Annotated in this window: 7 protein-coding genes; 2 read left to right on the forward strand and 5 right to left on the reverse strand. The window is 37.7% G+C overall.

Annotated features, from left to right (window positions below):
• Positions 1–5,401: Ig-like domain-containing protein (locus tag AC1DDX_RS02505; RefSeq protein ID WP_477621754.1), on the reverse strand; the 5,401-nt coding region annotated here is incomplete at its 3' end.
• Between the two features lie 250 nt (positions 5,402–5,651).
• Here AC1DDX_RS02505 and AC1DDX_RS02510 point away from each other — a divergent pair.
• Positions 5,652–8,186: a hypothetical protein gene (locus AC1DDX_RS02510; RefSeq protein ID WP_477612163.1), complete on the forward strand. Its 2,535-nt coding sequence runs from the start codon at positions 5,652–5,654 to the stop codon at positions 8,184–8,186.
• Between the two features lie 45 nt (positions 8,187–8,231).
• Here the strand turns inward: AC1DDX_RS02510 and AC1DDX_RS02515 are convergent, their stop codons facing one another.
• From AC1DDX_RS02515 to AC1DDX_RS02525, 3 genes are all read right to left on the reverse strand, one after another.
• Positions 8,232–9,830, reverse strand: coding sequence for a S8 family peptidase (locus tag AC1DDX_RS02515; RefSeq protein ID WP_288884094.1), 1,599 nt, complete (start codon positions 9,828–9,830; stop codon positions 8,232–8,234).
• 199 nt (positions 9,831–10,029) lie between these two features.
• Positions 10,030–10,467, reverse strand: a complete 438-nt coding sequence (locus AC1DDX_RS02520) for an RrF2 family transcriptional regulator (protein WP_048903680.1) — start codon at positions 10,465–10,467, stop codon at positions 10,030–10,032.
• A gap of 304 nt (positions 10,468–10,771) precedes the next feature.
• Complete coding sequence (locus tag AC1DDX_RS02525; RefSeq protein ID WP_172661893.1) at positions 10,772–11,278, reverse strand: GbsR/MarR family transcriptional regulator; 507 nt, start codon at positions 11,276–11,278, stop codon at positions 10,772–10,774.
• 211 nt (positions 11,279–11,489) lie between these two features.
• Here AC1DDX_RS02525 and AC1DDX_RS02530 point away from each other — a divergent pair, with 211 nt between their 5' ends.
• The gene (locus tag AC1DDX_RS02530; RefSeq protein WP_172661894.1) at positions 11,490–12,818 is read left to right on the forward strand and encodes a sigma-54-dependent transcriptional regulator; all 1,329 of its coding nucleotides are present in this window, start codon (positions 11,490–11,492) and stop codon (positions 12,816–12,818) included.
• Here AC1DDX_RS02530 and AC1DDX_RS02535 read toward each other — a convergent pair.
• Positions 12,803–15,283 carry an ATP-binding protein gene (locus tag AC1DDX_RS02535; protein ID WP_288884098.1) on the reverse strand — a complete coding sequence of 827 codons (2,481 nt, stop codon included), beginning with the start codon at positions 15,281–15,283 and terminating at the stop codon, positions 12,803–12,805. The genes AC1DDX_RS02530 and AC1DDX_RS02535 overlap by 16 nt on opposite strands.
• Between the last annotated feature and the right edge of the window lie 7 nt (positions 15,284–15,290).

The following is a 15,290-nucleotide window of genomic DNA, read 5'->3' on the forward strand; positions in this document are numbered from 1 at the left end:
CTGAAGCCGGACATCCTGAAGCTAACTCTGCAGTTACATAGAAAGTTCTTGTGATATCAACAGTTCCTGTATTTATTAATGGGTCTGTGGTGTACTCAGCTGTAGTGGCAAGAACTGTTGTTGAAGTTGGAGAATCATACCATTTAAACAATGCACCTGCTGTACTTGAGGTAGCAGTAAGAATTGCACGAGCGCCTGATCTAACAGTAACAGATGCCGGTGTGATTACCGGTTTATCCAGTGTACCTACTTTAATATTAGCCGTTGCTTTTGCAGACTCAACTAAACAACTATTAACCGCAGACACGGAATAGCTGGTAGCTGCATTAACACCTGTTACTGTAAAGGTTACTCCATCTTTACCTGCCTGGTATACACCTGTACTATTATACCATTTATAAGTAATTCCGGTAAGCGGATTGCTTACAGCTAAAGTAACATCGTTACCCAAACAGGTATTAATATCGTTTGATACCAAAACAGGCGTTTGAGGTGTAGGTGTAACTGTAATATTGACTGCAGTTCTATAGCTTGTACAACCAGAGGCAGTATTTGCTTCTACAAAATATCTTGTATTAGCAGTTAAAGCAGGTGTTGTGAAACTAGTTCCATTTGCCTGGAATACTCCCGCTGCATTGTACCATTTATATGTGATACCTGCCTTAGGATTTAGTACAGTGAGTGTAGCTGTTTGAGAAGCACAAGCTGTAACATTCGGCACAGTTACTTCAGGAGCCACTGGAACGCGTTGTGCATAGTTTACATCAACAGTAGTCAGTACTCCTGCAAGTCCTGAATTTACGCTAACCTCAATTTTATTAAATCTTTTTGTTGGTACAAATGAAACTAGCGCTTCAGTGTTTCCACTTAACAATACGCGCACAGTATCACCAATATTTGACAAACTCGAATAGCCCAAACGTTGATAAACTGATGCATTTAATGCACCTATTGCAAGGACTAAAGAAGATCCGGTTTTGGTATTGTTGTCTATAGCTAATTCAGGATTAAACACCCCCGAAAGAAGTGCAACACCCCTCACTCCATGCTCTTCTAAAGTTGGAGCTTCACAAGGAACCGGGTTCGGGCTACCGCCACCATTTACATTAATTGTTACCTGAACACGACTTGGTGCTGAACAACCCGTAGTACTAGAAGTTGCCTCCAGGTAATACGTAGTTGTTGCAGTAAGTGGTGGAGTTACGTAAGTTGGTCCCGTTGCAATGRCTGTTGTTGAAGTTGCAGACGTATACCATTTGAATATAACGTTTGCATCTGCAGACGTTGCTGTCAATATAGCCGTTTGACCTGGGTTAATTGTTGTAGCAGATGCTTGAATCTGTGGTAGCACCGGAAGTGGGTTTACACTTACAGCAACCGCCGTACGTGTAGCGCTTACGCAGGTACCGTTCGCTGCTTCAACATAATAAGTTGTATTTACAGTTAACGCTGGTGTTGTAAATACTGCACCAGTGAAAATTGCTGTTCCACCTGTTGCGACAGTATACCATTTATAAGTTGTGCCTGTTACCGGGCTTGTAACTGGAATTACAGCTGAAGACCCTGAACAAACAGGGGCGACTGCAGCTACTACAGGTTTAGCCGGAGCAGTAGTTACAGTAACTGTAACAGGAATACGTGTTTTATTCGCACAACTTCCTTTGCTAACTTCTATATAATAAGTTGTGTTTACAGTCAATACAGGGGTTGTAAAGTTTTCTCCGGTATGAACCAAAGTTCCACCTGTGGCATCTGTGTACCATCTTAAAGTTGTTCCACCGTTTGCAGCTGCAGAAAGAACTGTTGCCGATCCTGAACAGATTGTTTGGCCAGTTGCAGAAACAGTTGGATTTGGATAAATCACTTCAGCTCCATAAATACGTAGATTTACCAAGGCTGACACAAGTCCACCAGCCCTAACTTCTACTCTATCGTAGATGCCCGTTGCCGGTAATGTCGCTGAAAATCTATTACCGCTTAATAGTTTCAGATATAGCAACGAAGCGTTAAGATCATAGGTTTTAACAACGGATGTGCCATTCATTATTCTTACCTGAATACCACCTAACACCGTTACATCTGCTAAGCCGGTCGGAGTTTCAAGATCCAGACGGATACTGTCGGTTGCAGCACCCGAGCTTGGGAACAGCAATCTTTGATACCCTGAACCAGCAACACCTACTGGAAGCGCTATTGAAGTATAATTTGTGAAGTTATTATCAACAGAATTACCTGGATCAACTATAGCACATAACAGACATATACCTTCGATGCCACTTTGCTGGCTATTAGCCGCATTACAGTTTGGATTAACTGGCCCGCCGACTACAGTAACAGTAACAGGAACTCTTGCGGAACTAACACATCCACTAGCATTAACTGTTTCTACATAATAGGTAGTGGTAGCTGTTAATGCTGGGGTTGTAAAGCTGCCACCTGTTGCGAGTGTAGCTCCTCCGGTTGGTGCAGCATACCAATTGATAGTTGCTCCTGCACTTGCAGTTGCCAGTAAAGTTGCTGTCTGCCCAGAGCTTATTGAAACATTGTTTGTACTAACAGTTGCTTGAGCTGGCAACGGATTAACCGTAACTGCTACAGCTGTACGCGTTGCACTTGTGCAGGTGCCTGCTGAAGCTTGTACATAATAGGTTGTATTTGCAGATAATACAGGAGTAGTGAAACTATTTCCTGTAAACAGTACCGTTCCGCCGGTAGCAACAGAATACCAGGTATACGTTATTCCAACTACTGGGCTGCTCACTGATAGTGTTGCCGAAGATCCAGAACAAACAGGACCTGCAGCTGCTACCGTAGGAGCAGTTGGTGTTGAAGTTACCGTTACCTTAACAGGTACACGCTCTACATTTGCACAACCAGCTTTGCTTACTTCTATATAATAGGTAGTAGTAGCAGTCAGTGCAGGGGTAGTAAAGGTCTCTCCGGTGGCAAGTACTGTTGTACTGCTGGCCGTAGCAAACCATCTTAAAGTAGTACCTCCGTTGGCAGTGGCTTTCAGTACAGCAGTGCTGCCCGAACAGATCGACTGATCACCTGAGGTGACTGTCGGATTAGGATAAATAACTTCCGCACCGTATATATTTAAACTGCTTAAAGCAGAAACCAATGCACCGAAACGAATTTCTACTCTGTCATAAACAGCACTTGCAGGAATAGTAACTTTTGCTCTATTTCCACTTAGCAATCGAAGGGTTAATAATGACGAATTTAGTGGATATGAAATTACATCTGTAGTTCCATTCATAACCTTTGCGGTTATTCCACCAAGCAGAGATAAATCTAATAAGCCATTTGGATTTTCTATATCTATACGGATACTATCAGTTGCAATACCAGGATTTGCAAAAATCAGACGCTGATAACCGGTTGCCCCTACACCTACCGCCAAATGGAGGCTGGTGAAATTGGTAGTATTCGCGTCAGTAGATGCTTCAGGATTGTCAACTCCGCATAATAAACAGATACCATCTATACCACTTTGCTGTGCTGTTGCTGCATTACAAGGTAAACCTGTTGATATCGGCGTCACGGTTACTTTCACCGCTACTCTTGAAGAACTCACACAACCTGATGCACTTTCAGTCTCTACATAATAAGTAGTAGTTGCTGCTAAAGCCGGAGTGGTAAAGCTTGGTCCGGTAGCTAATGATGCTCCGCCACTTGCTGCTGCATACCATTTAATGGTATTGCCCGGGTCGGCCGTTGCTTGAAGTGTGGCTGTTTGCCCTGCACTGATAACTTCATTATTAGTCGTTATTACGGCAAGCGCAACAACAGGACTTACCGATACATTTACAGCAACCCTTGGACTTACACAAGCTCCAATTACCGATTCAACATAATATATTTTATTAGCAGTTAATGCTGGTGAGTTAAAAGTTGTACTAGTGGCCAGAGCTGTGCCCCCTGTAGAAACATCATACCATTTGTATGTCTGTCCGGGGACAGGCGAATCCACCTGCAGGGTAACCGTACTACCATTACATATAGGCAATGGCGCTGTTACAACCGGCGGAATCGGATCATTAACAGTTATGCTTACTTCAGTGCGAGGTGATGTATTCGTACAATCGGTTCGCTTAGCCTCTACATAGAATTTATTTATACCCGTATTTAGATTTGTCGGTGTAAAAGTTGTCCCAGCAGTACCAGTACCCCCGGAAGCTTGGGTATACCATGTATAAGTTGCGCCCGCCTGTGGGCCATTTATTTTTAAAACGACAGGATCATTAATACAGACAACTGCAGATTTACTAACAACTCCATTTATTTCCGTAGTTGTAGGCATTACTCTGCTAACCTCATGTAGATTTATAGAAGCTAAAACACTTAACACTCCTCCTAACCTTAATTGTACTCTGTCAAATTGTGTTGTAGGTGCGAATGTAATCACTGCGGTATTCCCTCCACCGCTAAGTAATCTCAAATTCAAGAGCCCACCGGATCCCGCGACTACCGCACCTGGAACATTTCCGTTAAATGTTTGAATTGAAATAGAATTTAAAAGCTGTGCTTCAATTAATGCAGCAGGTGTCGATACTACCATGCGAACAGAATCTCCGATTACGGAATTTCCTAAAAACACAATGGTTTGCTGAGCATAACCCGCAACCCCTACTGATGCATTTAAAACAGACTTTGTTGCTTCACTTCCATCTATTGCATTTTTAGGATCCACTACTGCTCCAAGCGCAGCAATATTTCCAACGATGCCATGAAGTTCTTCAACTGGAGCATCACATGCTCCGTTTATCGCATCCTTTAAAAAGTATGCATGGTATACATTAATATTAGCAGCAACTGCAAGCAATCCACCATTTACCTTAACACGAACTCTATCATAAGCCACACCTGGGGCAGGGACAAAAATCTCTGCCTGATTACCGCTTGCAAGAAGGTTCAATAATGACGATCCCGCATCTACCGGATTTCCAACCGCAGTAGTGCCATCAAAAGCCTGAACTGTTATCGCCCCTAATGCACTTACACTTAATAGACCTCCAGTTGAAACTTTAACTACAGAACCGGTGGTTGCGGTAGGTAAGTTACCGTTAGGGAAAATAAGTTCCTGATACTGCTGTCCTGCGACACCAACACCAACTGAAATAGTTGATGCAGTATTTAAAAAGTCACCAGTTGCATCTATTGCATTTCCTCTATTGTCAACACCACAGATGAGGCAAAGGCCGAGAGTACCTGTTCTGTCGGCACTAGCATATACACGTTGTTTTGCTTGCGCATACGATTTTGTATTTAATAACGTTATTGCTATAATACTTATAAGAACAAGAATAGACTTTTTAAGATTTCCTGGTAGGGTAGATGTCCATTTCATAGGAGAGGGATTGAGATTATCTAATTTACTTGGTACAATTTTACTCATAGATTAGATCGTAAACCACGTTCGAATTGTTCATTTAAGGCCCCAAAACCCTTATTTGTCATTCATTTTGTTCATTTTTGAATAAAAAAAACAAGCAAACCCAAGGTCAAACAATTAACGCTCTGTAAAACAGATGATTACAAAATAAATTCATTGACGTTCATTTTTTATCCACGGAAGAAATATTCATTGTTCCTACATAAACCATTATATTCGTTTCGTTCAAGAATTTGACGCTCAATTATAATGTATGGATGAAACATTTATCTTAAACGAACTCAAAAGCTTAATTCTATCCAAAACAGGAATTCGAACCATCACACCTGCAGATTGTAAAAGAATTTCAATTGAGATCAGCAAGACATTGAACAAGAATGTTAGTGAAACAACCATTAAGAGGCTGTTCGGCTTTGCTATGGTTAAACACAACTTCTCCAAATTTACCTTAACTACACTATCAGAGTATGTTAATGAAGAATATGCTGAAATCGGAAATAGCTCATTAAACCTCAGCAAGCAAACTTCCCTTCGTACATGGAAAGAAATTCACGATAAGGCGACCAAAGTAACCGACTTCACACTCAAAAGTGTAAGGAATCGTTCTGGAATGCCATATGAATTGACAATAGGAAGAAAATTTGCCGAACACGATTTTGAAGATTTCTTTAAGAATAACTACAGCTTCACTTGTTTTATTTCCCAACCTGGCTATGGCAGAACTATTTTACTCAGCCACCTGGCCGAAAAATTTCTTACCAGTGATCTTCCGGAGTACAAAGACTCTACCCTGCTTTTCATTACAGCCTATAGTTTTTTTAACAAAGACCATATATCTCCAAATTTTGAAGATCAATTAAAGTTGCAATTGGGAATTCATCCTAAGGACAGTCTAGTTAGCTACATTAAGCAAAATTATAATGCCTCAGGGGGGAAATTCGTAATCTTTCTTGATGGCTTTTCGGAATTAGTGGTCAAGGCCGATCTTAAAAAACAGCTGTTCGAAAGCATCATTAATTTTATATGCAATATTGAAGATAATGAATGTATTAAATTGGTGATGAGTATGAGATCCACCACTTGGATCAAATTTTATGATCGCATAAGGCATTCCGCATACTTAAAAACGAAGTGGTTTCCTGGAAATTACTTTAATGTTAACGACGTTTCAAATGTACCTCCGCTTACAGAAAAAGAAGTTGATTCAATTCTAACAAAAATTAACAAAATCGATCCGAAAGGAATCAATTCAAAACTTAAGGCTCAATTAAAATTTCCATTTCATATTCAGCTCTATTACCAGTTAAAAGAGGAAGATCCTTACTTTAACTATTCTACAAATATCACTTTCTATGAGTTAATATCTCGTTTTATTCAAGACAAGATATACAGATCGAATTATTATACTGAAAAAATCCTTTTCCTAAAGAAAATAATTCAGTTAACAGATTATGGAAAAAAAGGCAATTCTGTACCAAAAGATGACCTTATAAGTGAATTGTCGGCATTCAAAAATGCATACATGGAACTCTTATCGGAGGGAATACTCATGGAAGAAAAAAGCCAGCAAGAATTCCACCCACGGGAATACGTTCGTTTTATTCATCCTCATATTTTTGAGTATTTTCTATTCATTGAACTTTTAGAAAAATTTCATCTAAAGGTAGACAGTTCTTTCTTTGATTACATTAAAGAGGAATATAAGCATACCAATGCCAGGTTCCAGCTCCTGCAGTGGACGATCAGATTTATTATAAGAATTGGCGATTTTAAGTCTTTAACTAACATTTTTAATCTTGAGCTCAATAACTACGAAAAGAATTATCTAATCTTTTTTATTGCCGAGAATTTAGAATACCGGAATAAATACAGTCCTGAAACTATCAAATTATTAAGAGAGCATCAGCTTCATGATATCATAATCAAAGAGCTCATCAACTTTGATTTTATAGACTCTTGCTATAAAGAAGCAATAACAGTCCTTATCAAAGTAGTTGATACAAATGAAAATCTATTAGTATATCATTCTTTATTGGCCTTCTTCGATATTTTAAGCTTAGATACGAAACTTATTAAGGAAAGAATCGAAATATTAGCTCAATTTAAGAGTGCCAAATGGCTAATAGCTCCTCATAATATTATTTCTATGATTCATGCAAAAATCATGGGTGTATCTTCTTCTCAGGAGGAACTTACTTTCAATGATATTGAAGCACTGATTTTAATGCAAGACCCTAATGATGTAAGTCCTCAACAAGCCATTTCTTATTTACTCATTATTATTTTAGATCAGCTTTTTGAAGAAAACGCGAGCACACAGCACCTTATTAATGCAATTTCCACTCAGCATGCTAAAGCCCTTTCGAAAAGAGCACCTATGGCAATTTTTTTAATGGCAATTTTTGCCCTTGTGAGCTCAAGAATAAATTCTGATAAAAATACGGATAGATTAGAATCGATTCTAGTTTCATTAGCAGATAATAAATCCAGATTTAGGATCACAAAATATACTGAATCAATCATCAAATTAACGCAAGCTTATCAAGCTAAAAACAGAAGAGAGTACACAATGGCTTTCAATTACTGTAATGAATGTTTGGAGCTATTTAAGAGAAATCAGCTGAACATGAATTCCTTAAGTGTATACAATCTTATTATTGAGATTTTTACTGCGCTTAAAGATCCTGTAAAAGTTAACGAATATAAATACGAACGTCTCTGCTTTATGGAAGATAATAGTATATCTCACCATTTATTCGTTTTGCCAAATGAAACAAAAAGATTTTAGAAATGCTACCAATCAGTAATTAAAGACTGGTAGCATCTTCTTATATTATTTTTTATATTCAGAGGCAAGTTTTAATGCATTATATGCATTCACTATCCCCCCTGTAACACAAAGGTCTGAGAACGGTACGGTTTTGGTCGTATCATCATTATCCTTAATCGTAACGTTTTGTTCTACCTTAACAACTGATTTCATGATGATATCTTTGACCTCAATTGCGGTTAATTTAGGATAGTACGAACGAATTAACCCAGCTAAACCAGCCACTACTGGAGAAGCCATACTTGTTCCATTTAGTTTTTCATATTTAGAACCAGGTACAGTAGAGTTTATATTTACTCCTGGAGCAAAAACATCAACCGTATTTTTTCCGTAATTCGAAAAACTAGCTTTTATGGTTTCATCATTTGCTGGTCCAGATGCTCCTACTGTAATCCATGAGGTGGCTGTTCCTCCATTTTCGTAATTTGGATTTGGATAATTTTTAGCTACTTCCAGATTTTCATTATCATTCCCTGCTGCATGTACAATTAGAACGTCCTTAGAAACGGCATACTTAACGGCTTCATCAACAATTGCCTTATCCCACGAATAAGATTTACCAAAGCTCATATTTATAACTTTCGCTCCATTGTCCGCCGCATAACGGATTGAATTTGCAACATCTTTATCGCGTTCGTCTCCATTTGGGGTACTACGAACAGCCATAATTGCTACATTATCAGCTATACCGTCAATACCTAAATCATTATTTCTAACCGCACCAATAATACCCGCAACGTGAGATCCATGTCTGGCGTCTGGTCCAGCTACGTCATTATTCCCATAGAACTTCTCCTTGCTATTATTAGGATCATCACCAACTATGGATCTTGGATCATAATCAAGATTTAAATTATAATCAACCTGCGATTTAAAATGTTCATAACCTGCCAATATCTGAGCATTATAAAACTCATCGAAGGTCGTATTTTTTAGTTGTTGCAATAATATTCTCTGAATGTTTGTTTCGATATCAGAAGAGGGTTTAAAGGCTTGAATATCTTCAACAGTAGGCTTATCTTTCCCTAACTTCTTTACTAAATCATCAATAGCAGATTTAATAGCCGAATAATTCTCTAATCCTTCCTTTGCTTCAGCTAACTCTTTGTCAAGTTCTGCTTTGTTCTTCTGATATGCCTCAAAAGCAGTTAGATCACTTGCGGGAACTGAAGTTGCATCTGCTTTACCAAATTTAGCACTATCTCTTCGCACCAATCTGGTCAACTCTAATGTTTCATAGTTGATTGATCCCTTGTTAGAGCCTAAAAAGTTCCAGCCATTTATATCATCAACGTAACCGTTCTTATCGTCATCCTTGCCATTACCGGCCTTTTCCTTTTTATTTATCCAGATTACTGATTTCAGATCCTCGTGATTAATATCAACCCCACCATCTAAAACAGCAACAATTACTTTTGTAGATTTCTTACCTTTCAATAATTCAGTATATGCCCTTTGCGTACTAATTCCAAATGTAGAATCTGCTTTAAGATCCAGGTTTTGCCAATTAGGCTTTTGAGCGAACGACATAAAAGGAATAATCATCAATAAAGACATTCCAAGCATCCGACTAGAAAAATTACTCATGTTCTTTTTAATCATATATATAAGTTTTAAAACAAAGTTAATTAAATAAAAGTTCAGGGTATTAATAACAAATGTGTGATTATCACCCGATATAACGAGAAAACCAGATATTTCATATCTGGTTTTCTAAAATAACAAAAGCAAAATGTATTCCAATCTTAAGAGAATACTATAATTGAATCGTCATTTCATAAAATTACTTAATCGACATGATTTAAGAAACAATGTTTTCGTCAGTCTCTCGAGCGATCACATCAGCTATGGAAGTCTGTGCCAATACGTTCAATGTGGCATTTCTTACATCTATAAATGTTTTTCTAATACCACAAGTTACTTCATCATGGCACTCATCACATTTGCGATAAAACTTCAAACTTGCACATGGCACCATTGCTATTGGTCCATCAGTAATGCGCAGGATATCAGCAAGAAATATATCTTGGGGGTCTTTATTTAAACTGTAGCCACCTCCGGCACCTTTTTTACTATAAAGGTATCCTGCATTACGCATATCTAACAGGATCTGTTCCAAAAATTTTCTCGGAATCATTTCCTGTTCAGCTAATCTGACTATTTGCATTGGAGGGTTACCGGTGTTCTTACCAAGAGCAACCAGTGCTTTTATCGCATATTTCGTTTTCTTAGACAGCATATAACAAAGCTAAGAAAAGATATAAGTATAGTAAAGCTTCATCAAAGATAATTTAACTAAATAGTTAACAAATTGTGTTTTTATAGTATAATCTATGGTTTTTGCCGAACATTATTTTAAGTCCTGCCTGCTGATTCCCTAAGGAATAATCATTTGTCATTCAGGTAAACTAACGGCAAAGCCAACAAAGGTCTATGGAAAGCAATAAATTCATTAAATCTAAAATCTGCACGCTGTTTTAATGACGCCTATTAAAACAAAACACATTTCTAAATTTTCAATCTATATTGAAAATTTAGAAAATCTATTTGAATATTTTAAAAATAGACCCCCAGAACCAACTCTCCTCCGCCTTTAACATTGTTTCCAGAGTCTTATTTACATTTTTTGCGAGTTTATTTATATCCTTTACTGAACTTCTAAATGTCTTATAATTTCGATCCTTATCATCGCCCTTCACTTCAGATAACTCGTTTAAAAGTTTAATTATAGGATCCAACTCACGCTTTTTTCTTTCTTTAGCCACTTGCCGGGCAATGTTCCATGTATCCTTGTCTGCATAAAAATATTCTTTACGTTCACCAGATTTATGCTGTTTCTCTACAAGCCCCCATCCAATTAAATCTCTTAAATTCATATTGGTATTTCCTCTGGAGATAGTAAGTTCTTCCATAATCTCTTCAGTGGTTAATGCTTCAGGTGAAATAAGAAGTAAAGCATGAATCTGAGCCATAGTCCTATTAATCCCCCATTCAGAGCCCAATTTACCCCAGGCTTCAATAAATTTCAATCTTCCTTCTGATAATTCCATACTCAAAAATAGATTTAAATATCAAAAGTTCAAAAATTACTGAAAGTTTAAATAACCACAAAAACAAACCACCTTTCTTCTTAAAATATCAACTTATAGATTAAAACGAGAGTTAGGTCGCAAAAAGTCAACTGTTAGCAATTTGTGTCGAATAAAAGCCAAATTTCGTCTGGCTTTTGTATTTTTGCTAATATTTACCTGCTTAATCCCTATGGCGAAAATACTCATTATTGAAGACGATTTAACTTTCTCTCAGATACTAGAGGGCTTTTTAACAAAGCATGGGCACGAGCCATTAGCTATAAACGAAGTAAAAAAAAGCTTCCAAATACTGGAAAAACAAACCTTCGATTTACTTTTAGTCGACTATCGTTTACCTGATGGAACAGGTCTGGATGTATTGGCCCATCTTCGGGAAAAGGGTTCGCTACAGCCAATTATCATCATGACGAGTTTTAATGATGTAAGAACTGCTGTGAAATCTATTCAGCTTAGCGCCTTCGATTACATTACTAAACCAGTCAATCCAGAGGAATTGTTAATGATTATCAATAATGCTTTGGGTAAAAAAGAGTCAGAAAGCACAACCGATTCGGTAGAGCACACAGATGCAATAAAAGGTAAAAGTGCGATTGCTGACAAGTTATATGAACATATAAACCTGGTTGCACCCACAGATATGTCTGTCATTATTCAAGGAGAAAGTGGAACCGGTAAAGAATATGCTGCAAGGGCCTTGCACATGCAAAGCAAGCGCAAAAACAAGCCTTTCATAGCAATAGATTGTGGCGCGCTTTCCAAAGATCTTGCAGCCAGTGAGCTCTTTGGTCATGCAAAAGGAGCATTTACCGGAGCATTAAATGATAAAAAGGGTCAATTTGAAATAGCCAGTGGAGGAACTCTCTTTCTAGATGAGGTTGGAAATCTAAGTTATGAGGTTCAGGTAAAACTACTCCGGGCGCTTCAGGAGAGAACAATACAGCCTGTTGGAAGCACTAAAACCATCAAAGTTGATGTCCGCATTATTACAGCTACAAACGACGATCTGAAAGCAAGTGTAAGCAATGGATCATTCAGAGAAGATTTATACCATCGTCTTAATGAATTTAAAATTCATCTCCCGGCATTAAGAGATCGCGGAAAAGACCTGGAGCTTTTTATCAATCATTTCATTAAGTTATCAAATGCTGAACTACAGCGGAATGTCTCAAATATATCTTCCCCTGCAAAGGAATTATTGCTTCAGTACGACTGGCCGGGAAACTTAAGAGAGCTTAAAAACGTAATTAAGCGAATGGTATTGTTAACTCCAAACGAGACTGCCGAAGTAGATTCCTTACCGGAAGAAATGATTGTTGCTATTAATCAAACCCCTAAACCTAGCGGGTCAGACCTTAAGGCAATTAATGAAGTCAATGAAAAGGCACTTATAATGGAAACACTGGTAAAGGTGAAGTACAATAAATCAAAGGCAGCCAAATTGCTTAATATCGATAGAAAAACGCTGTACAGCAAAATGGAACGTTACGAAATTGAATAATCGGGCTTTTTCAATTCTTCATCAATTTTGTCTAAAAGTCCACTCAGTTTTTCAAGCAATAACATTATTTCACCTTTTAAAGGCTCATCCAGCTGTGCACTAGTATTCAATTTCAATTCGCACTCCCTATATTCCTTTGCCAAATCCTTAGAGCCAATCTGAGCTATTCTCCCAGCCAATCTGTGTGTCAGCAAACGCAATACGACCAAATCATTTTCTGCTGTTGCCAGTCTAATTTCATCACCATCAGTCTGGCAATCTTCTTTAAATCTCAAAAGAATTTTATTCAACTGCTCCGTATCGCCATAAGTCATTTTTTTTAATGACGACAAGTCAAGTTCTAACTCATGCAATAAAGGCTCGATATGGCCAGGATGCTCAAGAAGTGCGGCTAAAAGTTCTGCCTCTCTAAACGGCTTCATTACAATACCATCAAAACCATTCTCTAATAAAAAGGCACGTTCATCAGGCAAAACCTGAGCAGTAATGGCATATATATTTACATCATTCCCCACCTTCTCTCTCAAAAGTTTACACAGCTTTATACCATCCATTTCGGGCATTCGCATATCCATTAAAACATAACTAACGGTCTTGTCCCATTCTGCATTTAATAACTGGGTTGGAGAGTTAAAACTCCTATAACTTATACCATTCTTTTTAAAGATAATCTTACATAAATCCAGGATTAACTGATCATCGTCAACAATCCATACTTTATGATGCGACAATGGTTCGTACACCGAGAGCTGAGTATTGTCAACCTCTGGTTCATTGGCATAAGTAAAAGTCAGGTACACAGTAAAAGCACTTCCTTCATTTACCTTACTTTTAACATAAATTCTCCCTCCCTGATTCTCAACAAGCGATTTTATAATCGTTAATCCCAGCCCTGTCCCGGTACTATTTACCACTTCACTTTCAATGGTGTTAATCTGCTCAAATTCGTTAAAAATTACCTTGCCATCTTCTTCAGAAAGTCCAATACCCGTATCTTTTACAATGAATGTAAAATGGACATTTTCATTTTGTCTTTTGTAAAATGCTGAAAGCACAATCTCTCCCGTTTGAGTAAATTTAACTGCATTTCCCAATAGGTTATAAAGGATTTGTTTTAATCTAAAAGGATCTCCATAAATATATTTAAGTCCCTTCAAATCAAAATCAGCAACCATTTTCAACGACTTAGCCTCAGCCTGTGGTCTCATTACAGAAATAACTTCAGCTAAAAGTTGCCCCACGTCAAACACTTTGTTAGAGAAAGTGAACTTACCTGATATAATTCTGTTATAATCCAGCACTTCGTTAACAATTTGCAACAAATGTTCCGACGAGTGATAAATAGCATCAATATCTTTAGACTGTGGATATTCTTGCTGCTTAATCAGCTCGGCATAACCAATTATTGATTGAAGCGGCGTTCTAATCTCATGACTCATATTCGAAAGAAAACGTTGTTTGGCCCTTCCATGATACTCTGCTTCATCCTTTGCCAATTCAAGCTCATTCCTATATCGCCCACTTCGGGTAATATCCGTTAAAATAAGATATAGCAGCACTCCTGTCAACACCAGAAAAACAAGCATAATTAATGAGATTGTATTGATTCCAGTGTTTACAACCTTTTTTGCTTGAATCCCGTTTACTTCTATTTGGCTTACCACTTCGCTTTCAACCTTTCTTAAAACGTCTAACATCTGACTAATTAGTACACTGTTGGCATTGGCAAGCACAGCTTCTCTATTTAAAAAACTAGCATTCTTTTGTTTTTGATCATCTTCAATAATCTTCAATGATTTCTTCAAATCACTAGCCATTTTCTCTTCAGCAGATAACGCTATCGTATCTCTTTTTACCTTTTCTTCACTTACAATTCTTATGGAGTTATCATTCTCACTTTTCTTTCTACCAAAAAGTTTCCCAAAAAAGCTTCTTGGCTTATCCTCATTAGGATAAATAGTTGTTGTAGATGTCTTTTCTTCAGTAGCAAGAATGGTACTGTCTGCCTGCTCAGCACTTTTAGAAACTATATCATTAATATTTTGAACCTGCGCTGAAAACGACTTGTTATTTACCAAACGCTCCCTGACTTTTAAATAGTTAATAAACTGTTTATCACGCTCGCTCAACAGCCTCTTTATAGTAGCTATTCGATCCAATTGAATAGAATCATTAGCATATAAAAACCCTAAACTATCTAAAATAGATCTTAGCTGTCGCGATTCTTTAAACAGCTTTCTATAGTTCCCCGGATCATTGAAGGCTTGTTTCTTTTGCAATTGATCAAGACTACTAATCTTCCTCGAAATAACATTCACAATCCTTAATCGCTCACTGGGAGCAGAGATATTCTCAACAGTATTTAGCATTTCCTTAAATGCTACTCTACTCACTCCCCACGCCATAAAAAGAGCAAAACACGCCAAGAGTAAAGCTATTATAACCTTACCCTTTATCGATTTCATGAAACTC

The sequence above is a fragment of the Pedobacter sp. 10L46_2 genome (assembly GCF_056395165.1).

What these genes read in the sequence shown, in the direction of transcription:
- AC1DDX_RS02510 (WP_477612163.1), top strand. Translation starts at nt 5,652, where the DNA reads ATGGATGAAACATTTATCTTAAACGAACTCAAAAGCTTAATTCTATCC.
- AC1DDX_RS02515 (WP_288884094.1), bottom strand. Translation starts at nt 9,830, where the DNA reads ATGATTAAAAAGAACATGAGTAATTTTTCTAGTCGGATGCTTGGAATG.
- AC1DDX_RS02520 (WP_048903680.1), bottom strand. Translation starts at nt 10,467, where the DNA reads ATGCTGTCTAAGAAAACGAAATATGCGATAAAAGCACTGGTTGCTCTT.
- AC1DDX_RS02525 (WP_172661893.1), bottom strand. Translation starts at nt 11,278, where the DNA reads ATGGAATTATCAGAAGGAAGATTGAAATTTATTGAAGCCTGGGGTAAA.
- AC1DDX_RS02530 (WP_172661894.1), top strand. Translation starts at nt 11,490, where the DNA reads ATGGCGAAAATACTCATTATTGAAGACGATTTAACTTTCTCTCAGATA.
- AC1DDX_RS02535 (WP_288884098.1), bottom strand. Translation starts at nt 15,283, where the DNA reads ATGAAATCGATAAAGGGTAAGGTTATAATAGCTTTACTCTTGGCGTGT.